This is a genomic window from Pseudomonas mandelii, from assembly GCF_006438925.1.
Classification (GTDB): domain Bacteria; phylum Pseudomonadota; class Gammaproteobacteria; order Pseudomonadales; family Pseudomonadaceae; genus Aquipseudomonas; species Aquipseudomonas mandelii_C.
The window spans coordinates 189213-211164 of sequence record NZ_RCZA01000009.1 but is presented as its reverse complement, the minus strand read 5'-3'; the positions used below and the strand labels follow the sequence as shown (position 1 = coordinate 211164).

The following is a 21952-nucleotide window of genomic DNA, read 5'->3' as shown; positions in this document are numbered from 1 at the left end:
GATGGCACTTTGCAAACTAATTACTGGCAAATGTGTCGATAACACCGAGCATTGTAAAGAGGTGTTTCGAGCAAGACCCGTTCTGCTGATTTACACTGCGGTCACCAACCTCATCTGTAACAAGGAAATAACCTATGGGCGTGATAAGTGAGTTCAAGGCCTTCGCGGTCAAAGGTAACGTGGTCGACATGGCCGTCGGTATCATCATCGGCGCCGCCTTCGGCAAAATCGTTTCATCGTTTGTCGGCGACGTGGTCATGCCCCCCATTGGCCTGCTGATCGGAGGGGTGGACTTCAGTGACCTGACCGTCACGCTCAAAGCAGCCAACGGCGATATCCCGGCGGTGGTGCTGGCGTACGGCAAATTCATCCAGAGCCTGATTGACTTCATCATCGTCGCCTTCGCGATCTTCATGGGCGTCAAAGCCATCAACCGCCTGAAACGCGAAGAGGCCGTTGCGCCAACGCTGCCGCCGGTTCCGACCAAGGAAGAAGAGCTACTGGAAGAGATCCGCGATCTGCTCAAGGCTCAGAACAATCGGCCCTCAACAGGTCAGTAAAACAAGCAACGGCGCCCTTGAGGCGCCGTTTTTTTACCAGTAGTTTTCCACTGCCACTTGCCCGGGTCGGCGACTGAGGCTCAAGTGCATGTGGCGCTGTTTGAGCAATTTGCGCGTGTCATCAATCATCTGCGGATTGCCGCAGAGCATGACCCTTGAGTGCTCGGCCGTCAGCGCCAGGCCTGCCGCCCGCTCCAGCTCGCCATTTTCGATCAGCGCCGTGATCCGGCCGCTCAGAGCGCCAGGATGCTGCTCCCGGGTGACGGTGGTGATGAACTGCAGCTTGTGCGCAAACTCCGCTAAATAGTCGCGCTGGGCCAACCCGCTGACGAGGTCCTGATAAGCCAGTTCCCGGGCCTCGCGCACACTGTAGACCAGGATGATCCGTTCGAATTTCTCCCAGACCTCGAAGTCCTGCAGGATCGACAGAAACGGCGCCAGGCCGGTGCCTGTGGATAAAAGCCAGAGATCACGGCCGTCGACAAAGCGATCCAGTGTCAAGTAACCAAAGGCCTGACGCTCGACCAGCAGCGTATCGCCGACTCCCAGCCGACTCAGCTCACTGGTGAACTCCCCCCCTGGCACCACAATGGAAAAGAATTCGAGGAACTCGTCATAGGGCGACGACACCATGGAATAGGCCCGCCATACGGTGCTGCCGTCAGCCTTGGTAACGCCCAGCCGGGCGAATTGCCCTGCACGAAAACGAAAACCCGGATCCCGGGTGGTCCGCAGGGTGAACAGACTGGGGGTCAGCGACTGGACGTCGAGCAAGGTCTGGCGAGTGAATTTTTCTGCACTGGCGGTCATGGGGTGCTCCATTCAACAGATAGCCACAGTGTCCCGCAAAGCGAAGGGCTTAAACACCGATGATTTGTAGTGGCTTTAGGAACTCATTCGCATTAACTTCATAGAATGACTTAACATTAACCACCCGGCTAACACACAACTCCAAGCCTGTTTATAGTAAGCCCGACATTCCGTTATCTAAGCCAGTACTCCCAAACGTTAGAACCAGATACTTGATTAAAAATCGCAAACAAAGCCAAAAAGTCTCACACGAACATAGGAAACATCCTACACTCGGCTCGTGCCAGATCTTGGATCCAAAAGGCACCCCCAAGTAACACACATGGAGAGTAACAATGGAGAGGTGGAAGGAGTCACAACTCAACCAATTATCGCGGGCAACGGAGATTGATATTGCCTACCGGATTTCACTGGGTTTCGCGAAAAATATAGGTTTTAAATTTTTCGCCTTTTCAACAACATACCAAACAAAAACTGACCACTTTAATACAGTCCAGCTCAACAACTACCCTACGGACTGGAACATTGAATATGAACAAAAAAAATTCGGCGAGATAGACCCAGTAGTGGCTCACTGCAATCATTCCAGGTTGCCTGTCCTTTGGAGCGAAGAACTTTTTTCCAAGACCCCGTGGTTGTGGGACGCGCTCGAGAAACAAGGATTGCAGCACGGCTGGTCGCAATCGGTCCACGATGAGGACAGTGGTATTTGCAGCATTCTGAGCCTGGCCAGAAGCCATTGCCCGATCACTGCGTTTGAGCTGTATGAAAATCTCGGTTTTTCAGTGTTCATCGGGCGCCATCTGCATGCGCTGATCGCACAGTCACTGCCCAGGAAATCGACCAAGCCACCCGTGCCGCATTTGTCCCCCCGTGAGATCGATGTATTGAAACTGGCGGCTGATGGCAAGACGGCGTATGAGAGCGCCAGAATCCTCAATCTCAGCGCACGCACGGTCAATTTCCATGTGCAAAGCGCGATCCTGAAGCTCGGGGTCAATAACAAAATTTCGGCAGTCATCGCCGCGACCAAGGACGGTATTCTCAACAGCAGCGCGATACGCTGACCCAAAAAACCTGCAAGTAATCCAAAAGAAAAAAACGTACCATTTGCGGTCCTTCTTGAGTGATGACGTGTGAACCTTCGCGACGCAGTACACTCGGACGGTCTCGCCCGCTACAACGCCCCTGGGCCGCGGGACACCCGTTGATGACCCCTGTTGATTACCCAGAGCCCCGCCTCATGCCCTTGCTCGAAACACCCTTCGCCCGACTCGACCTGATCCGCCAGCCCGAACAGCAGAACGAACCGCTGCAGGCGTTTGATGCCGCAGACGAATACCTGCTCACCCATCTGGCTGACCAACAGCCCTCGGCCGACACTCGGGTTTTGGTGCTCAACGACAGCTTTGGCGCATTGGCTGCCAGCCTGGCGGGCAAGGTTCAAGTGACCAGCAGCGGTGACTCGTTCCTTGCTTTTCAGGGACTGGAAAAAAATCTGATCCGTAATGGCCAGGCGTTTGATGTGGTGCCAAGCGTACCTGCCAGTGAAGCCTTTTCAGGCCCTTTCGACCGGGTACTGATCCGGGTCCCGAAAACCCTCGCCTTGCTGGAAGAACAATTGATTCGCCTGCAGGGTCAACTGGCGCCGGGGGCTCAGGTGATTGCTGCGGCGATGATCAAGCATTTGCCTCGCGCTGCGGGCGATCTGCTGGAACGCTACATTGGCCCGGTGCAAGCCTCGTTGGCGGTGAAGAAGGCTCGGCTATTGATCGCGACCGCGGAGGTCAAAGCACCCGTCGTGTCCCCCTACCCGACCCGCTATCGACTCGACGCCCCTGAGATCGAACTGCTGAATCACGCCAATGTGTTCTGCCGCGAAGGGCTGGATATCGGCACGCGAGCGTTTTTGCCGCACCTGCCAAAGAACCTCGGCTCAGCGCGGGTTGCCGACTTGGGATGTGGCAACGGGGTTTTGGCCATCGCCAGCGCCCTGCAAAACCCCGAGGCCCACTACACGCTCGTGGACGAGTCGTTCATGGCCGTGCAATCGGCAGCCGAAAACTGGCGCGCGGCGCTGGGTGACCGGGAAGTGGTCGTACGTGCCGGTGATGGTTTGGCGGGGCAGGAACCTCAGTCTCTGGACGTCGTATTGTGCAACCCTCCGTTTCACCAACAACAAGTCGTCGGCGACTTCCTGGCCTGGCGCATGTTCCAGCAGGCCCGAGAGGCTCTGGTGGTGGGCGGCGCGTTGTACATCGTCGGCAACCGTCATCTGGGGTATCACAGCAAGCTCGCGCGGTTGTTCCGCGGCGTCGAGCAAGTGGCGGCCACACCCAAGTTCGTGATCCTTAAAGCCCGAAAATAACGGGCAAAAAAACCCTCCGTCAGGAGGGTCGTAAATCCGTGCCGCAAGGCAACGGGATGGGATCGGGTGCAAAAAATCAGTGGGTCGTCAGGCCTGCGGCATTCATGAACATGCGCATCAGGCTGGCCACGATGAACAGCGCCACAACGCTGCCCGTCCAGATCATCGCCAGCCAGCCGAGTCGCTGCCAGAGCGGCTTTTTCTCTGCTGCTTCGATTTCCTGCAAGGAATGTTTACCGGCCTTCATCGCAATCTCCTCAGAAGAAATGGCGCAGGTCTCAGCCCTGCGCCACTGTCACGCGTTCTAGTGGTAGCCATCTTCGTGGGTGACCTTGCCGCGGAACACGTAGTAGCTCCAGAAGGTGTAACCCAGGATGAACGGGATGATGAACAGCGTACCGACCAGCATGAAGCCCTGACTTTGCGGCGGTGCGGCGGCGTCCCAAATCGAGATCGACGGCGGCACGATGTTCGGCCACAGGCTGATGCCCAAACCGCTATAGCCGAGGAAGATCAGCACCAGGGTCAGCAGAAATGGCGTGTAGTGCGCATTGCGAGCCACCGCACGGATCAGACCGTACATGGTCACCAGCACCAGAATCGGCACCGGCAGGAACCAGAACAGGTTCGGCAGGGTGAACCAGCGAGCGGCAATCTCGGCGTGGGCCAGCGGGGTCCAGATGCTGACGATACCAATCACCGCCAGTACCACGAAAGCCAATGGCCGAGCCAGGTCATGCATCTGCTCCTGCAACTTGCCTTCGGTCTTCATGATCAGCCAGGTGCAACCGAGCAGCGCGTAAGCCACCACCAGCGCTGCGCCACAGAACATTGTGAACGGGGTGAACCAGTCCAGTGAGCCACCGGCAAACTGACGGTTGACCACTGAAAACCCATCGATGAACGCCCCCAAGGCCACACCCTGGAAGAACGTTGCAGCGATCGAGCCCCCGATGAAGGCCTTGTCCCAGAGGTGGCGCTTGTCATCCTTGGCCTTGAAGCGGAACTCGAAGGCCACGCCGCGGAAGATCAGCCCGATCAGCATAAAAATCAGCGGCAGGTACAACGCCGAGAGCACCACCGAATACGCCAGCGGGAAGGCACCGAACAACGCTGCACCGCCCAGCACCAGCCAGGTTTCGTTACCGTCCCAGACCGGCGCGACGGTGTTCATCATGACGTCACGATCGGTCTTGCCCGGAATGAACGGGAAGAGAATCCCGATCCCCAAATCGAAACCGTCCATGACCACGTACATCATGATGCCGAAGATGATGATCACGGCCCAGATCAGCGGAAGATCAATACCCATGTGTCAAATCTCCTTGGTCAGGCTGGGGCTGTGGTCGCCGTCACCGTTGTCATCGGCGGCGGACAGCGGCCGGGCCGGTGTGCGTTTCTTGCCTGGACCGCCCTCGGGCGTTTCCTTGCCTTCGTCGATCTTCGGCCCTTTGCGCACCAGGCGCATCATGTAGCCAAGCCCGGCACCAAACAGCGCGAAGTACACCACCACGAACAGAATCAGCGTGATGCTCATCTGCATGAAGCTGTGATTGGAGGACGCGTCTGCCGTGCGCATCAGGCCATAGACGACCCACGGCTGACGGCCGATCTCAGTGGTGAACCAACCGGCGAGGATCGCGATCAGGCCGGACGGCCCCATCCACAACGCCAGGTACAGGAACGGACGCGAGGTATAAAGCTTGTCGCGTTTACGCAGCCACAGGCTCCACAAACCGGTGAAGATCATCAGGAAACCCAGGCCGACCATGATCCGGAACGACCAGAACACGATGGTCGAATTCGGTCGGTCTTCCGGCGGGAATTCCTTGAGTGCAGGCACCTGTTTGTCCAGCGAGTGCGTGAGGATCAGGCTGCCCAGGTACGGAATCTCTACCGCGAATTTGGTCTTCTCGGCTTTCATGTCCGGCCAGCCGAACAGGATCAGCGGTGTCGGTTCATCACCGACGTTTTCCCAGTGGCCTTCAATCGCGGCGATTTTCGCCGGCTGATGTTCAAGCGTATTCAACCCGTGGAAGTCACCGATGACGGCCTGAATCGGCGCCACGATCAAGGCCATCCACATGGCCATCGAGAGCATGGTGCGGATTGCCGGGTTGTCCTTGCCGCGCAGTAAATGCCAGGCCGCCGAGGAGCCAACGAAGAAGGCGGTCGCGACGAACGCTGCCGTCGACATGTGTAACAGACGGTACGGGAAGGACGGGTTGAAGATCACCGCCAGCCAGTCCACCGGAATGACCTGGCCATTGACGATTTCGTAGCCTTGCGGGGTCTGCATCCAGCTGTTGGAAGCGAGAATCCAGAAGGTTGAGATCAGTGTGCCGATGGCGACCATGACCGTGGCGAAGAAGTGCAGATTGCGCCCGACCTTGTTCCAGCCGAACAGCATGACACCGAGGAAACCGGCTTCGAGGAAGAAAGCGGTGAGTACTTCGTACGTCAGTAGTGGCCCGGTCACGGAGCCGGCGAAGTCCGAGAAGCGGCTCCAGTTGGTGCCGAACTGATAGGCCATGACCAGCCCGGAGACCACGCCCATGCCGAAGTTGACCGCAAAGATCTTCGACCAGAAGTGGTACAGGTCGCGGTACGTATCGTTATGGGTTTTCAGCCACAAGCCTTCGAGCACCGCCAGGTAACTCGCCAGGCCAATGGTGATGGCGGGAAATAGAATGTGAAACGAAATGGTGAACGCAAACTGCATCCGGGCGAGATCAAGTGCCTCCAAACCGAACATAAGTCTTCCTCTGTCAGGTAATACCGGCTGCGGGGTGGAGGCCCTGCACCCACTGCCCCCACGGATATGGAGTGTGGCGAATTCGAATTCGTTCTTTTTTTACAAACATCACAACGTAGGGAGTCTGGCCATCTGGCCGCCGGATCAATTCCACGAGCGGTCTTGATCTGGATCAAGCAACGTTAAAAGAGTAGTCCCATTTTTGACGATGGACGGTGTGGTCTTTTGCCGCGTGACAGGTTGCCTCACCGATGCGAGCCAGGCATATCGGTGTCTAGCTAACGAAATTTCCCAGCCCTGCAACTTTTGGTTACAGCTTGGTGATAATCTCGACCCTCCCCTCGCTCAAGACCGGCCCTCAGATGCCCAGCCAAGCGCCCTTGCTGTTACGTCATCACCGCCCATTTATCGCGTTTTGGCTGGCTCGGGTGTTTACCGCTAGCGGTTTCCAGATGCTCACGGTGGCCATTGGCTGGAACCTCTACCAACTGACCGGTAATGTGCTCGACCTGGGCCTGGTCGGTCTGGTGGAATTCGCCCCGCGAGTGCTGTTCATGCTGCACACCGGGCATGTCGCGGACCGTTATGACCGGCGCAAGGTCGCGGCAATTTGTCAGTCCCTGCAAGCGTTAATCGCCCTGTCGCTGGCCATCGGTAGCGCGACCGACAATGTCACCCGGGAGATGATCTTCATCCTCGCGTTCCTGCTCGGTGCCGCCCGCTCCTTCGAAATGCCGACCACTCAGGCCCTGTTACCGAGCATCGTGCCCAGCGCGCTGTTCCCCCGCGCGGTCGCCGCCGCACAATCAGCACAGCAATCGGCGACGATCGTTGCCCCGGCCCTCGGTGGGTTGCTTTACGCCTTCGGCAGCGTCTGGGTCTATGGCCCGACGGTGATCCTCTACATCATCGCCTGCATGCTGATGCTCAACCTGCCTGCACGGCAGACCCCGCTGAACAAGGGCAAGGCAACTCTGGATTCGCTGCTGGCGGGCATCCGCTTCATTCGCAGTCGGCCCGACATTCTCGGGGCGATTTCTCTGGATCTGTTTGCCGTCCTGCTCGGTGGCGCGACGGCGTTGCTGCCGGTGTTCGCCAAGGACATTCTGCTGACCGGCCCTTGGGGCTTGGGCCTGCTGCGTTCAGCGCCGGCAGTCGGTGCGCTGCTGATGTCGCTGTACCTGGCGAGATTCGCCGTGGAGCGCAAAGTCGGACGGGTCATGTTTACCGCAGTGGGTGTATTCGGCGTCGCGACCATTGCGTTCGGCCTGTCGACCTCGTTCTGGTTTTCCCTGGCGGTGTTGGTGGTGTTGGGCGCGGCGGACATGATCAGCATGGTGATCCGCGCTTCCTTCGTGCAACTGGAAACCCCGGATGAAATGCGCGGCCGGGTCAGTGCCGTGAACGGTTTGTTCATTGGCGCTTCGAACCAGTTGGGCGAGTTTGAATCCGGCCTGACCGCCCACTGGTTCGGCACCGTGCCAGCGGTGGTCATGGGCGGTATTGGCACATTGGTGGTGACCGGGGCGTGGATCAAGCTGTTCCCGACCCTGGCTAGCCGCGACCGCATGCATGTGCCGGTGGAAGAAGTGAAGGTCTGAAGCAGTTTGTCCGGGGCACTCTCTAGACCACCAACTCCCCCGCAACCGCCGCTCGCCTGGCCTTACCGCAGAGTTGTTCCACCAGCGTCAGGGCGAATTGCAATGCCGCCCCTGAACCTTGGGCAGTGATGCAGTTGCCATCGACCACCACCGGTTGATCGACGAAGTTGCACCCCAACAGTTGATGGCTGGCCGATGGCAGGCAGGTCATGCGCCGCTGACGCAGTACGCCAAAGGCTTGCAGCGCCACCGCCGGGGCCTCGGCGATGCCGGCGAACAGACGCCCGGCCGCCGCCTGATCTTTGATCAATTGTTGCAGGGGCTGATGCGCCGCCAGATGTTGCGCCCCCACGGCACCACCGGGCAGGACGATCAGATCGAACGGCTGTGCCAGCACGTCCACCAGCATCGCATCGGACGTCACTCGGGTGCCGCGTGCGCAGGTGAGCATGCGCCGCCCTTCGATGCTGGACACCACCACTTCAACCTTGGCACGGCGTAGCACATCGATCAGGGTCACTGATTGCAGGTCATCGATGCCCTCGGCGAGGGTAATCAGAGCTCTAAAGGTCATGGGCGCAGTCCACTGGATGATCTTTAAAGCGTAGTCAGCTTTCCTGCCCCTTGTTCGAGCCCGCCGTTACTTGATGTAAAGCTGCGTCGACAGCGTATTGCCTGGCGCGTTGATCGACGTGTTGCTGAAGGTGAACGTGCCTTCCTGTTTACCCGCCAGATCGAAGACGTACAGATAGCCGACGGTTTTTTTCCCGACGGTGCACTCAGTCAGGTTGCCATTATCAAAAGCACAGACCGGGGTCCGGGTGCCGTTCACTTCAAAACCGTCCAGCCCGACATGCGCGCTACGACCGTAACCGACTTCCAGCACGTAGACCTTGATGTTCGGACCGCTGTGATTGCAGCGGGTTTGCTCTTGCCCCTGCGCAATGTCTTCAAAACCACAGCTCGGCGACTCGACCTTGAGTACCTTCACCTGACTCAACGGCGCCGCCGATGCAGCCGAGGCGGTGTGTGCCCCCAGGAACATGGCGATCGCCATTGCGAATACGGCCATCAGACGTTTATTCATGCGATACATAAGTCCCCCCCAAAATCAGCGCGCAGTATGGCGCACTTGGCTTTACCGCAAAACATCGACGACGATCGCAGCCATAAGCAGCCATAGCCCCACGCTGCTGGTATGATGCGCGGCTTTTTCCGACCCACAGAAAATTACCAGGCGCCAGTAGCGGTCTGTGCTTTGCTGTTGAGGTCGATACATTCACGGCGCCTGGCGCGCCACGGGGAGCAGACATGCTGGAAAGGCTGTTTCAACTCAAGGCACACAACACCAACGTGCGGACCGAGATTCTGGCGGGCGTCACGACCTTTTTGGCCATGGCCTACATTCTGTTCGTCAACCCGAGCATCCTCGGTGAGACCGGCATGGACAAGGGCGCGGTGTTCGTCGCCACGTGTCTGGCAGCCGCCATCGGCTCCACGGTGATGGGCCTGATCGCCAACTACCCGATCGCTCTCGCGCCGGGCATGGGCTTGAACGCCTTCTTTACTTACACCGTGGTCCTGCACATGGGCCACACCTGGCAAGTGGCGCTGGGTGCGGTGTTCATTTCGGCAGTGCTGTTCTTCCTGCTGTCGATCTTCCGCATCCGCGAATGGATCATCAACAGCATCCCGTTGCCGCTGCGTTCGGCGATTGCCGCCGGTATCGGCCTGTTCCTGGCCCTGATCGCCCTGCATAACGCGGGCATCGTGGTGAGCAACCCGGCAACCATGGTCGGCCTCGGCGATTTGAAACAACCGGCCCCGATCCTCGCGACCCTCGGCTTTGCCCTGATCGTGGCGCTTGAAGCACTGAAAGTGCGCGGCGCGGTACTGATCGGCATTCTGGCGGTGACCATCGTTTCGATCCTGATGGGTTTCACCCCGTTCGGCGGCGTGATGTCGATGCCGCCGTCCCTGGCCCCGACCTTCCTGCAACTGGACATCAAGGGCGCCCTCGACATCGGGTTGGTCAGCGTGATTTTCGCCTTCCTGTTCGTCGACCTGTTCGACAACTCCGGCACCCTGATCGGCGTCGCCAAGCGCGCGGGCCTGATGGGCAAGGACGGCCACATGCCGAAAATGGGGCGCGCCCTGATCGCCGACAGTACCGCGGCCATGGCCGGTTCCTTGCTGGGCACCTCGACCACCACCAGCTACATCGAATCCGCAGCCGGCGTGAGTGCCGGTGGCCGCACTGGCCTGACTGCCGTTGTCGTGGCGATTCTGTTCCTGTTGGCGCTGTTCTTCTCGCCATTGGCGGCCAGCATTCCAGCCTTTGCTACCGCGCCTGCACTGCTGTTCGTCGCGGTATTGATGACATCCGGCCTGGCCGAAATAGACTGGGACGACATCACCGTCGCCGCACCGGTCGTGGTCACTGCTCTGGCCATGCCGTTCACTTATTCCATCGCCAACGGCATCGCCTTCGGTTTCATCTCCTGGACCGCGATCAAGTTGCTGTCCGGCCGCGGCCGTGAGCTGAACCCGGCACTGGTGATTCTGTCGATTCTGTTCGTGATCAAGTTGGGTTGGTTCAACGCATGACTTTTGATTCCCAGGCTTACGCCGTTCAGCTCGAAGAGAAGGTCACGCGCCTGCGTGACCTGCTGGCCCCCTTCGGTGCGCCAGAACTTGCGGTGTTCGACTCGCCGCTGAAAAACTTCCGCCTGCGCGCCGAATTCCGCCTATGGCGCGAAGCCGGCGAGCGTCACTACGCGATGTTTTCCCAGGAAGACAAGCGCACACCGATCCTGATCGAAGAATTCCCGATCGCCAGCCTGCGCATCAACGAGTTGATGCCGCAGCTGAAGGCAGCGTGGCAAGCCAGTGCGGCCCTCAGCCACAAGCTGTTTCAGGTGGAGTTCCTGACCACCCTGGCCGGCGATGCGATGATCACGCTGTGCTATCACCGCCCGCTGGACGAGCACTGGCACTCGGCAGCGTCGAAACTGGCAGCTGACCTGAACGTCAGCGTCATCGGCCGCTCCAAGGGCAAACGCGAAGTGATCGGTCACGATTACGTGATCGAGCAGATGGACGTCGGCGGCCGCACCTTCAGCTATCGTCAGCCGGAAGGCGCGTTCACCCAGCCCAACGGCACCGTGAACCAGAAGATGCTCAACTGGGCTTACGACTCACTCGGCGATCGCACCGACGATTTGCTGGAGCTGTATTGCGGCAACGGCAACTTCACCTTGCCGCTCGCGACGCGCGTACGCAAAGTGCTGGCCACCGAAATCAGCAAGGCGTCGGTCAACGCCGCGTTGAGCAATCTCAGCGAAAACGCTGTGGATAACGTCACCCTGGTGCGCTTGTCCGCCGAGGAGCTGACCGAAGCCCTGAACGAAGTTCGTCCGTTCCGTCGTCTGCACGGTATCGATCTGAAGAGCTACGAGTTCGGTAGCGTCTTCGTCGACCCACCTCGCGCCGGCATGGATCCGGACACCTGCGAGCTGACCCGTCGCTTCGACAACATCCTCTACATCTCCTGCAACCCGGAAACCCTGGCGGCCAACATCGCCCAGTTGCACGACACCCATCGCATCACCCGATGCGCAATGTTCGACCAGTTCCCGTGGACCCATCACATGGAATCCGGGGTGTTGTTGACCCGCCGGTAATTGCTGGCGCCAGATACAAATCAGCCGTCATCACGACGGCTTTTTTGTGCGTGCTTAAAGGGTGGTATCTGTCTTGCGCGGACGCCCGCCCTTACGGCCATTCGCCCGCGCAGCCTCTGCTTTGGCGGCGCTGCTTTGGCGACCATTACGCGAGGCGATGACCGACGCGGCCATATCCATCAGCGGCTTGCTGGCCGAAACCATCCCGGCGATGGAGACCTGCAGATCCTTACCCTCGTGGCAAAGGGCTGTCCCGGAAAAGCCGACTTTCAGGTCTGCGAAATCCTCGACGTCGAAATCATCGAATTCCGGATAGTGCTGCACGGGCAACAGCACGCCACTGCCATCAATGAAACCGACCGCCAGGCACGGTTCCACAAAGGTCACCGAAGTCGCCTGCAGACCGCCTTTGTGGCGCACTTGCCCACGCTGGATGGCTTCATCCAGCACGGCTTCGGTTACGGGCCGATCCACCAACATTTTTGCTGTTATCGTTTTCATAGTTCGATCTCCACGCCCTCCGGAACGCCCATCAGCGCCAGTAGGGTCTTGTTCGTCGCGGGCTCATAGCAAGCCGAGCCAATCATGCAGGTCGTACTGGCGACCCTTTTTACCACCACCACTTCGCTGGTTTGCCAGTCCCATATCTGATGATCGAGGCAGACCGTGTGCAGCTTGTCCCACCAGAAACACCGAGCGCGGCGCAAATGAGCGGGTTGTCCGAGCGCGTGACGCAACCCTTCCAGCACCGCCACAGGTGGCCTGCGAGAATGAGGAACCACGTCCCACAGCTCGACACTGTTGTGCCAGAAGCTGAATTTGAAGCGCGCACTCCAGGTTCCGGCATCCACATGTGCATGCGGCGGGCAGTGCTCATCGCGCAACATGATCACCATTGAAAACCCTTTGTAGCTGAATAATCTCATGCTAACCCATCCGTTAGGTTAATGAGCCCGAAGACCCGACATTCCCTGGAAAATCCGATAACTGGCGCCGTGTTGAATCATCACTGCGACTTTTGAGACTAGCGCCAAGGCTCGGCTCGAGCCGGTGGATAACACCGCAAAATGGTAAGCAATCCTTTCCTCGCGCCTACAAAAAAGCCGTCCCGAGGACGGCTGTCTTGGCTTGTCAGGAAATCAACCCGACTGGTTTTTTCGATACTCGGTGGTGGTGATGCCCGCATACCCCCAGTTATCCGTGTCGACTTCCTCGATCACAATGTGGGTCAGCTCCGGAGGCTTGCCAAGGACGCGCTTCAAGGTGTCGGTAATTTCAGCGATGACCTGGGCCTTCTGCTCCCGGGTCACACCATCGCGGGTAATACGTACGCTGACGAAAGGCATGCTGGTTCTCCTGCTTGCTGGTTAAGAAAGGCTTACTGCTTGCCGCTGCTCATCACGAACTCACTGTATCTGTGTGCAGGCATCTGATAAATACTGACTCACACACTTTATTTGATCCTCGGTGTAATCAATCATGCAGCGACAATTCGACGATCTTCAACTGGGCAGCATCGAGCTGTTTTGCCTGGCCGCCGAAGCCGGAAGCTTTACCGCCGCCGCGCTGGTCGCGGGCGTGACGCCGGCAGCCGTGAGCCGCTCGGTGTCGCGCATGGAGGAACGCCTGGGCGTGCGGTTGTTCGCCCGCACCACCCGCAGCGTCAAACTGACCGACAGTGGTCGCCGGTACTACGAGGAATGTCGCCAGGCGCTGGCGCAACTGGTCGAGGCCCAGCGTGAGGTCATGGGTCAGCAGCAACAGCCTTCCGGCACCTTGCGCATCAGCATTCCCACCACCTATGCCCATCACCGGATTCTGCCGTTGTTGCCGGCTTTTCGGGCACGCTTTCCAGCGGTGAAGGTCGAGTCGCACATCAGCAATCGCAACATCGATTTCGTCGGTGAAGGCTATGACATGGCGATCCGCGTGCGGGCGATTCCGGATTCCGGCCTGATCGCCCGACAGTTGGAAGACGCCGCGCTGGTGATGATTGCCAGTCCTGACTACCTCAAGCACGCGGGCATTCCACAAACGCTGGATGATCTTAAACAGCACGAGTGCATCCAGTACGAATTGCCCAGCAGTGGTCGGCGGATTGCCTGGCTGTTCAACGACAATGGCGTGCACCGGGAGATTCTGGCCGAGGGCAATCTCAGTTGTTCCGACGACGTACTGGGTGGGGTGACCCTGGCCAAACACGGGGCTGGATTGTTCCAGACCTATCGTTTCATCGTCGAAAACGAATTGGCCGATGGCTCGCTGGTGGAAGTGCTCAAGCCCTATGGCGGTCGCTCGCGGCCGTTCACCCTGCTCTACCCGCAAACTCGCCATATGCCGTTGCGTTTAAGGGCGTTCATCGATTTTCTGGTTGAGCATCTGCCTCGCTGAAAGCCGAAACCGTCCGATCACCGCACACATTAACCCTGATAACCGTCTCTTCAATTGACCAAATTAACCAGCTAGTACAATTTATCTCCACAAGCTGAAACCCTCGGCCAATGCCAAAAATAATAAGTGGAGAGACCCCGATGCCCCCTATCGTTCTGGTGCTCAACGGCCCGAATCTGAACCTGCTCGGCACCCGTGAACCGGCGACTTACGGCCACGAAACCCTGGCCGACATCTCAGCCTTGTGCGGTCGTGCCGCCGAAGAGTTCGGCCTGGCGGTGGAGTTTCGCCAGACCAATCATGAAGGCGAACTGCTCGACTGGATTCACGCCGCGCGCGGCCGTTGCGCCGGGATCGTCATCAACCCGGCCGCCTGGACCCACACCTCGGTCGCGATCCGCGATGCCCTGGTCGCCAGCGAATTGCCGGTGATCGAAGTCCACCTGTCCAACGTTCATGCCCGCGAACCCTTCCGCCACCACTCTTTTGTGTCGGCCATTGCCACGGCGGTGATGGCCGGTTTCGGCAGCCATGGCTATCGCCTGGCGCTGGAGCATTTCAGCCAACGTTTGAAGGGGTGAAGGCGGTGACTCAGACCAACGCTGTACTGGCCGGACTGATCGGCGCCGGCATCCAGGCTTCCCGCACCCCGGCGCTGCACGAGCATGAAGGCGATGCCCAGGGTTTGCGTTACCTCTATCGCCTGATCGATCTGGACCCGTTGAAACTCGACAGCGGCGCCCTGCCCGACCTGCTGTTAGCCGCCGAGCGGATGAACTTCACCGGCCTGAACATCACCTTTCCGTGCAAGCAGACGATCATCCCGCTGCTCGACGAATTGTCTGCGGAAGCCCGCGGCATTGGGGCGGTGAACACGGTTGTGCTGAAGGACGGCAAACGCATCGGCCACAACACCGACTGCCTGGGCTTTGCCGAAGGTTTCCGTCGTGGCTTGAAGGGCGTTGCCCTTGAACGCGTCGTGCAAATGGGCGCCGGTGGCGCTGGCGCGGCAGTGGCCCATGCCCTCTTGAGTGAAGGTGTACAGCTGCTGACCATTTTCGACGTGGAGATCAGCCGTGCCCAGAGCCTGGCGGACAATCTCAATCAACATTTCGGCGTCGGTCGGGCTGTGGCGGGCCATGACTTGCCGAGCACCCTGGCCCAGGCTGACGGTCTGGTGAACACCACCCCCATGGGCATGAAAAAACTGCCGGGCATGCCAGTGCCGGTGGAGCTGCTTCGAGGTGAGTTATGGGTGGCGGAGATCGTTTACTTCCCGCTGGAAACCGAACTGCTGCGCAACGCCCGCGCGTTGGGTTGTCGCACGCTGGATGGCGGCAACATGGCCGTGTTTCAGGCGGTGAAGGCGTTTGAGTTGTTCAGTGGCGTGGTGCCGGATGCGCAGCGAATGCTCGAGCATTTTCAGAGCATGAATGGCTGAACGGAGGTGGCGAGGGGGCAATCCCCTCACCCCACATCAGGCCTGCAGATACCGCAAAACCGACTCGCAAATCATCTCTCGATGACGCTGCTTGATGCTTTCGTCCGGCAAGTCGATCTGAAAGATCTCACCAAAAGTATGGCGGTTCGACACGCGATAGAAGCTGAACGAGCTGATCAGCAGATGCACATCCAACGGCTCGAGCCCCGAGCGGAATACACCTTCCTCAGCACCGCGACGCAAAATCTCGCCCAGTGAATCGAGAATGGTGTTGTTCATCGCCTTGATCGCATCGGAGCGCTTCACGTATTCAGCGTTGTGAATGTTCTCGATGCTGACAATCCGCACAAAGTCGACGTTGCGATCATGGTGGTCGAAAGTGAATTCCACCAGCCGCCGAATCGCTTCCACCGGCGCCAGTTCAGCCAGGTGCAGACGGTTTTCGGTGCTGCGGATATCGCCGTAGAGTTTCTCCAGCACCTCGACGTAGAGCTGTTCCTTACTGCCGAAGTAGTAATAGATCATGCGTTTTGAGGTGTGGATGCGCTCGGCGATCGCATCGACGCGAGCGCCGGAAAGCCCCTGCTGGACGAACTCGACAATCGCCTCTTGAAGGATATTCTCGCGGGTCTTTTCCGGGTTGTTCTTGCGACTCTTGCGCGGCTCGACAATCGGCTCGTCGGGCACGGCGGGGAGTTCTGAAGTTATCGTCATTGCGGGCTCACGGCCATCACTGCACAGGTTGGCGATTATGGGCCGCGCCGCACAGTGAAGGAAGCCGCGCGGCAGCGGTTTGTACCCGTGTTTACGATTTTCCTACAACTTTGCCTGACGTACGGCACCGCTTCGAGACTTGGCCATCGCCGCCAGTCGCACCGCGACGTTGGCTGCGCCGTAACCTGCATAGCCGTTCTTGCGCTGGATGATCTCGAAGAAGAAGCGACCTTCGAACGGTTCGGTATACACATGGAACAGCTCGCCACCTTGAGCATCGCGGTCGTAGAGCACGTTGTAATAAGCCAGTTCGCTGAGGAACTCATCGTCGAAATCGAACCGCGCAGCAAGGTCATCGTAATAATTGAGCGGGATATCCAGCAGCGGTACGCCCGCCTCCTTGGCCCGGCTGACTTCGGCAAAAATGTCGTCGCAATCGAAGGCGATGTGATGCACGCCGGAGCCGCGATAACTCGACAGCGCGTGTGAGATCGCGGTGTTGCGGTTCTCGGAAATGTTCAGCGGCAAGCGGATCGAACTGTCCCGGCTGCGCAGCGCCCGACTCTTTACCAGACCGTACGGGTCAGGCAGCACCACTTCATCGTCGGCTTCGAAATCCAGCAGGCTTTTATAGAACAGCACCCAACTGTCGAGGCTGTCGGCCGGCAGCGCCATCGCCATATGGTCAATGCGCTTGAGGCCGCCACTGGCCACGGCGGCGGGTTGCAGATTGAAGTCGGTGCCGTAGACATCGGCGTCCTGGTCCACCAGATAGATCAGACTGCCATCCGGCGCGCGCACTGCGGCGAGCTCCAGTTCATTGGGGCCGACCAGTCCGCGATACGGCTGACCTTTGTAAGCCACGGCCCGAGCCAGCGCACTGGCGCTGTCCTTGACCCGCACGGCGGTGGCGCACAGCGAGGGGCCGTGAGCTTCGAAAAAACTGTGGGCGAAGGAGTAAGGCTCGGAGTTGAGGATCAGGTTGATATCACCCTGACGCAGCAGGCTCACACTCTTGGAACGATGCTGGCCAGCCTTGACGAAACCCAGCCGCTCCAGCCAATGGGACAGCTTGGCGCCAAGGCTTTCGTCCACGGCGAATTCAAGAAACTCGATGCCGTTGTACTCGCTGGCCTTGGGCGTCTCGAACAGAATGTCGACAGTGGCCGGTGGCGTGGCTTCCTGCGCCAGACGCTCGCGGGTTTTCTCCTCCAGGTACAGCAACGACCGCAAACCGTCGGCGGCATTGGCCCGTGGCGGCGCGGCGCGGAAGCCGTCATTGAAGATCTCCAGCGACAACGGCCCGGTGTAACCGCTCTTAATGATCGGTGCGAGGAAACCCGGCAGATCGAATTCACCCTGGCCCGGGAAGCAGCGGAAATGCCGGCTCCACTCCAGCACGTCCATGGCCAGGATCGGCGCGTCGGCCATTTGCACGAAGAAAATCTTGTCGCCGGGAATCTCGGCAATCGCGCTCGGATCGCCCTTGAGTGACAGCGTGTGAAAGCTGTCCAGCAATACGCCGAGGCTCGCGTGATCGGCCTGACGGACGATGTTCCACACCTGTTGATAAGTGTTCACGTGGCGGCCCCAGGCCAGCGCTTCGTAGCCGATCCGCAAACCACGGGCACCGGCGTGTTCGGCCAGCAGGCGCAAGTCGTCGACTAAAATCTGTTCATCGCCGAGGGCGTCGGCCGAAGCGTTGCTGCACACCAGCACCAGGTCAGTGCCCAGTTCCTGCATCAGGTCGAACTTGCGCTCGGCCCGCTCCAGGTTGCGCGGCAGGCGGTCGCGGCGGCAGCCCTCGAAATCCCGGAAGGGTTGAAACAGCGTGATCGCGATCCCGAGATCGGCGCACATCTGTTTAATTTCCCGCGGACTGCCGTCGTAGTAGAGAAGGTCATTCTCGAAAATCTCCACCCCGTCGAAATCGGCGGCGGCGATGGCTTCAAGTTTTTCCGGCAGGGTACCGCTCAAGGACACGGTGGCAATGGAACGCTGCATATTTCGACTCCCGGTGGTGGAGACAATCTTGTTATCGACATCGCACGCTTTCGCTTTTACGTAGGAGCTGTCGAGTGAAACGAGGCTGCGATCTTTTGATGTCGGTTTTTAAGATCAAAAGATCGCAGCCTCGTTTCACTCGACAGCTCCTACAGGGATCAGGGATCGCGTTTATCTGTGAGCGAATTATTGGCCGGGGGAATCTGCACAGCAATTCAAAGTGTACTACCCGGTTAGTTTTGTGTTCGATTATCGAACACAATGACCCTCGGCGAATTGACGATTTTTCGTCCACTGCGCAACATCAACGCCACATTGGGTCCGGCCGTAAACAACAGGACCCGGTTACCAAAGACCCAGAACACCACATAAAAATAATCGGTGGCCTACATGACTCCTTCTCAAAGCTCTTCCGTGGAGCGTTCCTCCATGACTCCTGCCACTGGCGGCATCGGCGACAAGATCCGTGGCGCGATGGCGGTCGGCAAAACCCGTTGGGGCATGCTGGCGCTGGTGTTCTTCGCCACCACCCTGAACTACATTGACCGCGCCGCACTGGGTGTGATGCAGCCAATTCTCGCCAAGGAAATGAGCTGGACGGCGATGGACTACGCCAACATCAACTTCTGGTTCCAGGTCGGCTATGCCATCGGTTTCGTGCTGCAAGGCCGGTTGATCGATCGGGTCGGCGTCAAACGCGTGTTCTTCTTCGCCGTGCTGCTCTGGAGCCTGGCAACCGGCGCCCATGGCCTGGCCACTTCGGCCGTCGGCTTCATGGTCTGCCGATTCATTCTGGGTCTGACGGAAGCCGCCAACTACCCGGCGTGCGTGAAGACCACCCGGTTGTGGTTCCCGGCCGGCGAACGCGCCGTGGCCACCGGCATCTTCAACGCCGGGACCAACGTCGGTGCGATGTTCACCCCCATGTTGTTGCCGCTGATCCTGCATGTCTGGGGCTGGCAGGCAGCCTTCCTGTGCATGTCGGCACTGGGCGGGATCTGGCTGGTGTTCTGGGGTTTGAAGTACTTCAACCCGGAAGATCACCCGAGCGTTAAACAATCGGAACTGGACTACATCCAGAAGGAAGTAGAGCCGGAACAATCCCGCGTACCGTTCTCGAAAATCCTGCGCATGCGTGGCACCTGGGCCTTCGCCCTGGCTTACGCGATCACCGCGCCGGTGTTCTGGTTCTACCTCTACTGGCTGCCGCCGTTCCTCAATCAGCAATACAACCTGGGGATCAACGTGACCCAGATGGGTATCCCGCTGATCATCATTTACCTCACTGCCGATTTCGGCAGCGTCGGCGGCGGGATCCTGTCCTCGTTCCTGATCGGCCGCGGCGTCAACCCGATCAAGGCGCGGCTGATGTCCATGTTCCTGTTCGCCTGCTGCATCGTCGGCGTGATCATGGCGGCGGGTTCGAGCAGTCTGTGGGTCGCCGTGTTCGCCATCTCCCTGGCCATCGGTGCGCACCAGGCCTGGACCGCGAACATCTGGAGCCTGGTGATGGACTACACGCCGAAACACATGATGAGTACAGTGTTCGGCTTCGGTGGCATGTGCGCGGCCATCGGCGGGATGTTCATGACCCAGTTGGTCGGCCACATTCTGACGATCACCAACAACAACTACACCGTGCTGTTCACCATGATTCCGGCGATGTACTTCATCGCGCTGATCTGGATGTACTTCATGGCACCGCGCAAGATTCCTACCGTCACCCCGTAAAACCCCTCCCCCCGGCAGGCCTGATTCCAGGCCTGCCCTGCTTCTCTCACCGACGACTCTGCTGCCACGCTGCTGCCAACCCGCTGCAACAAATCACCGCGATTCCGACCACCGTGGTCAGGGTCGGCGTGTGAGAAAACAGCAACCAGCCCAGCAAACCGGCAAAGACAATCTGGCAATAACCAAACGGCGCCAACAACGCCGGGGCCGCGTGGCGGAAGGCTTGCGTCAGAAACAGGTGAGCCGTCATCCCGCAGGCGCCCAGCGCCACCATCATGAATCCATGGCCCAGGCTGGGGACTTGCCAGAAGAAAGGGACCAGCGCGCTCATCACCAGCGTGTTGCACAGCCCGGCGAAGAAGTTGCTGGTGGTCGGGCTGTCGATTTCACTGAGCTTGCGGGTGAGCAACTGATAGAAGCAGAAAAACAGCGCCGAGCAGAGCGGCAGCAACACCGCCGGGGTAAAGAGTTCTCCACCGGGATGGACGATGATCAACACGCCGATGAAGCCGCAAATCACCGCAATCCACTGGCCACGCGTGACGTGCTCGCGCAGCAGTGGCACCGACAGCGCGGTTACCAGAACCGGCGCAAGAAAGTTAACTGCCGTGGCTTCGGCCAAAGGGATGTACTGCAAGCCGGTGGTGAAAAACAGACTGGTGCCCAACAGGCACAAGGCCCGCAACAGCTGAAGTAACGGCCGTTTGGTTCGTAGGACACCCAGCCCGGATTGCGGCAGGAAAATCCCGGCCATCAGTAAGGTATGAACCAGATAACGGGCCCACACCACCATGACAATCGGGTAGAAGCCCGAGAGGTATTTCGAAAAGGCGTCGTGACTGGAAAACAGGAAAGTCGCAACGACGATCAGCAGAATCCCTTTGAAGGGTTGGTTTACGCCGGAGAGCGGAGTGCTGACGGTCATTCGGTATCCCTTGTGTTTTGCATCAACTATTTAAAAGCATCCCTTACAGGAAAGACGAACCCGAATAATTTAGAACCTTGTTCCAGTTTCCTACACAAGTAAACCGAAAAAGTGTGCGAACAGCGCACGGCTTCTGTAGGGGAAGCGATCAGCTGAACAGCTCCGACGCCAGACTGGCCGCCGACAGCTCCTCGGTAAACTTCAACAACAACGGCGCCAACTCATGCAGTCGCGCCCCCGGCATCCGCGCACTGGGCCCGGCGATGCTCAGCACACCGATGACTCGATCATCACTCGGATGTCGCACTACCGCAGCAATCGCCGAGGTGCCCACCGCCGAACTCTCCTCGACCCAGGCATAACCCTGCTCCCGCGCCATACGCAGGCGTTCCAGCAATTCGATGTTGGAACGCGGTGCATTCGGCCCAAGGTCCCTCGGCCGCTCACCACCCTGGCGCTCCACCAGCGACAAGGCTTCTGCATCGCTCATGCACGCCAGCCACGCATGCCCCGACGCGGTGTAAAACAAAGGCGCATCGCGGCCCATGTCCGGGTCGTAGCGCAGGCCGGAACGGGCGCCCTGGGATTTGGCGATCCAGATCTGCCGCTCACCTTCAATCACCCCAAGACGCACCAGCTCGCCGGTTTCCTGGGCGAGGCGATCAAGCACCGGCTGCACAATATCGGCGCCGCTGCCCGAGAGGTAACGGAAACCCATGGCCACCAGTTTGGTCGACAGGTGATAGCGCAGGTTCTCCGGATTCTGCCGCACATAACCCAGCCGAATCAGCTCGGCGAGCAACCGGTGGGTCGCGCTTTTAGGAATATCCAGTTGCTCCGCCAGCGTCTGCATCGGCAAGCCGCGAGGGTCGCTGGTGAGGCTTTCAAGCACGCGGAAAACACGTTCGATCTGACTGCCGGCCATGGGAGGGTCCACACAAAATTTATCCGATTCTAGAAGACAACCGA

General features: G+C 59.0%; 23 protein-coding genes. 10 read left to right on the top strand and 13 right to left on the bottom strand.

Going from position 1 to position 21952, the window contains the following annotated elements; all coding sequences use genetic code 11:
- Positions 1 to 134 precede the first annotated feature (134 nt).
- Positions 135 to 560, top strand: coding sequence for a large-conductance mechanosensitive channel protein MscL (gene mscL, locus EAH74_RS21685; protein WP_140680989.1), 426 nt, complete (start codon positions 135 to 137; stop codon positions 558 to 560).
- A gap of 33 nt (positions 561 to 593) precedes the next feature.
- On the opposite strand, the gene EAH74_RS21680 is transcribed toward mscL, so the two are convergent.
- On the bottom strand, positions 594 to 1370 hold the full coding sequence (locus EAH74_RS21680) for a ferredoxin--NADP reductase (protein ID WP_123367755.1): 777 nt from the start codon (positions 1368 to 1370) through the stop codon (positions 594 to 596).
- Between the two features lie 335 nt (positions 1371 to 1705).
- Here EAH74_RS21680 and EAH74_RS21675 point away from each other — a divergent pair, with 335 nt between their 5' ends.
- Both EAH74_RS21675 and EAH74_RS21670 read left to right on the top strand, forming a co-directional pair.
- Positions 1706 to 2437: a helix-turn-helix transcriptional regulator gene (locus tag EAH74_RS21675; protein ID WP_140680987.1), complete on the top strand. Its 732-nt coding sequence runs from the start codon at positions 1706 to 1708 to the stop codon at positions 2435 to 2437.
- Between the two features lie 176 nt (positions 2438 to 2613).
- On the top strand, positions 2614 to 3738 hold the full coding sequence (locus tag EAH74_RS21670) for a methyltransferase (protein WP_140680985.1): 1125 nt from the start codon (positions 2614 to 2616) through the stop codon (positions 3736 to 3738).
- A 76-nt stretch (positions 3739 to 3814) separates the two neighbouring features.
- Here EAH74_RS21670 and EAH74_RS21665 read toward each other — a convergent pair whose 3' ends face one another.
- The 3 genes from EAH74_RS21665 to EAH74_RS21655 are packed head-to-tail and all read right to left on the bottom strand — an operon-like array spanning position 3815 to position 6493.
- Complete coding sequence (locus EAH74_RS21665; protein WP_082555883.1) at positions 3815 to 3985, bottom strand: DUF2474 domain-containing protein; 171 nt, start codon at positions 3983 to 3985, stop codon at positions 3815 to 3817.
- Positions 3986 to 4042: 57 nt separating this feature from the next.
- Positions 4043 to 5050: a cytochrome d ubiquinol oxidase subunit II gene (gene cydB / locus EAH74_RS21660; RefSeq protein WP_140680983.1), complete on the bottom strand. Its 1008-nt coding sequence runs from the start codon at positions 5048 to 5050 to the stop codon at positions 4043 to 4045.
- Between the two features lie 3 nt (positions 5051 to 5053).
- Positions 5054 to 6493 carry a cytochrome ubiquinol oxidase subunit I gene (locus tag EAH74_RS21655; protein ID WP_140680981.1) on the bottom strand — a complete coding sequence of 480 codons (1440 nt, stop codon included), beginning with the start codon at positions 6491 to 6493 and terminating at the stop codon, positions 5054 to 5056.
- 362 nt (positions 6494 to 6855) lie between these two features.
- Between EAH74_RS21655 and EAH74_RS21650 the strand changes: the two genes are divergently transcribed.
- Positions 6856 to 8094, top strand: coding sequence for an MFS transporter (locus EAH74_RS21650; protein ID WP_140680979.1), 1239 nt, complete (start codon positions 6856 to 6858; stop codon positions 8092 to 8094).
- Positions 8095 to 8116: 22 nt separating this feature from the next.
- Here the strand turns inward: EAH74_RS21650 and EAH74_RS21645 are convergent, their stop codons facing one another.
- Positions 8117 to 8668 carry a DJ-1 family glyoxalase III gene (locus tag EAH74_RS21645; RefSeq protein WP_140680977.1) on the bottom strand — a complete coding sequence of 184 codons (552 nt, stop codon included), beginning with the start codon at positions 8666 to 8668 and terminating at the stop codon, positions 8117 to 8119.
- 66 nt (positions 8669 to 8734) lie between these two features.
- The gene (locus EAH74_RS21640) at positions 8735 to 9181 is read right to left on the bottom strand and encodes a DUF4879 domain-containing protein (RefSeq protein WP_430539793.1); all 447 of its coding nucleotides are present in this window, start codon (positions 9179 to 9181) and stop codon (positions 8735 to 8737) included.
- A 224-nt stretch (positions 9182 to 9405) separates the two neighbouring features.
- On the opposite strand from EAH74_RS21640, the gene EAH74_RS21635 reads away from it, so the two are divergent.
- Positions 9406 to 10701 (top strand): NCS2 family permease, encoded by a 1296-nt coding sequence (locus EAH74_RS21635; RefSeq protein ID WP_129441035.1) that lies wholly within the window; start codon positions 9406 to 9408, stop codon positions 10699 to 10701.
- Entirely contained in the window at positions 10698 to 11777 is a 1080-nt protein-coding gene (trmA, locus tag EAH74_RS21630; protein ID WP_140680973.1) for a tRNA (uridine(54)-C5)-methyltransferase TrmA, read from the top strand. Before EAH74_RS21635 ends, trmA begins: the two co-directional genes overlap by 4 nt.
- Positions 11778 to 11831: 54 nt before the next feature.
- Here the strand turns inward: trmA and EAH74_RS21625 are convergent, their stop codons facing one another.
- The 3 genes from EAH74_RS21625 to EAH74_RS21615 form a co-directional block, all read right to left on the bottom strand.
- On the bottom strand, positions 11832 to 12278 hold the full coding sequence (locus EAH74_RS21625) for a DUF2442 domain-containing protein (protein WP_140680971.1): 447 nt from the start codon (positions 12276 to 12278) through the stop codon (positions 11832 to 11834).
- Entirely contained in the window at positions 12275 to 12703 is a 429-nt protein-coding gene (locus tag EAH74_RS21620) for a DUF4160 domain-containing protein (protein WP_140680969.1), read from the bottom strand. Before EAH74_RS21620 ends, EAH74_RS21625 begins: the two co-directional genes overlap by 4 nt.
- Before the next feature lie 213 nt (positions 12704 to 12916).
- Positions 12917 to 13123, bottom strand: a complete 207-nt coding sequence (locus EAH74_RS21615; protein WP_123367741.1) for a tautomerase family protein — start codon at positions 13121 to 13123, stop codon at positions 12917 to 12919.
- 133 nt (positions 13124 to 13256) lie between these two features.
- On the opposite strand from EAH74_RS21615, the gene EAH74_RS21610 reads away from it, so the two are divergent.
- The 3 genes from EAH74_RS21610 to EAH74_RS21600 all read left to right on the top strand — a co-directional run bounded on the left by EAH74_RS21610 (position 13257) and on the right by EAH74_RS21600 (position 15609).
- The gene (locus tag EAH74_RS21610; protein WP_095130673.1) at positions 13257 to 14168 is read left to right on the top strand and encodes a LysR family transcriptional regulator; all 912 of its coding nucleotides are present in this window, start codon (positions 13257 to 13259) and stop codon (positions 14166 to 14168) included.
- Positions 14169 to 14308: 140 nt separating this feature from the next.
- The gene (gene aroQ / locus EAH74_RS21605; RefSeq protein ID WP_008084592.1) at positions 14309 to 14749 is read left to right on the top strand and encodes a type II 3-dehydroquinate dehydratase; all 441 of its coding nucleotides are present in this window, start codon (positions 14309 to 14311) and stop codon (positions 14747 to 14749) included.
- Positions 14750 to 14754: 5 nt separating this feature from the next.
- Positions 14755 to 15609 (top strand): shikimate dehydrogenase, encoded by an 855-nt coding sequence (locus tag EAH74_RS21600; RefSeq protein WP_140680967.1) that lies wholly within the window; start codon positions 14755 to 14757, stop codon positions 15607 to 15609.
- A gap of 36 nt (positions 15610 to 15645) precedes the next feature.
- Here EAH74_RS21600 and EAH74_RS21595 read toward each other — a convergent pair whose 3' ends face one another.
- Together EAH74_RS21595 and quiC are read right to left on the bottom strand one after the other, a co-directional pair.
- A complete protein-coding gene (locus EAH74_RS21595) occupies positions 15646 to 16323 on the bottom strand; it encodes a TetR family transcriptional regulator (protein ID WP_140680965.1) in 678 nt (225 codons plus the stop codon).
- Positions 16324 to 16425: 102 nt separating this feature from the next.
- Positions 16426 to 18327 carry a 3-dehydroshikimate dehydratase QuiC gene (gene quiC / locus EAH74_RS21590; protein ID WP_140680963.1) on the bottom strand — a complete coding sequence of 634 codons (1902 nt, stop codon included), beginning with the start codon at positions 18325 to 18327 and terminating at the stop codon, positions 16426 to 16428.
- Positions 18328 to 18756: 429 nt separating this feature from the next.
- On the opposite strand from quiC, the gene EAH74_RS21585 reads away from it, so the two are divergent.
- On the top strand, positions 18757 to 20058 hold the full coding sequence (locus tag EAH74_RS21585; RefSeq protein WP_240050540.1) for an MFS transporter: 1302 nt from the start codon (positions 18757 to 18759) through the stop codon (positions 20056 to 20058).
- A 46-nt stretch (positions 20059 to 20104) separates the two neighbouring features.
- On the opposite strand, the gene EAH74_RS21580 is transcribed toward EAH74_RS21585, so the two are convergent.
- Positions 20105 to 20983 carry a DMT family transporter gene (locus EAH74_RS21580; RefSeq protein WP_140680959.1) on the bottom strand — a complete coding sequence of 293 codons (879 nt, stop codon included), beginning with the start codon at positions 20981 to 20983 and terminating at the stop codon, positions 20105 to 20107.
- A gap of 148 nt (positions 20984 to 21131) precedes the next feature.
- A complete protein-coding gene (locus tag EAH74_RS21575; protein ID WP_140680957.1) occupies positions 21132 to 21908 on the bottom strand; it encodes an IclR family transcriptional regulator in 777 nt (258 codons plus the stop codon).
- Positions 21909 to 21952 lie beyond the last annotated feature (44 nt).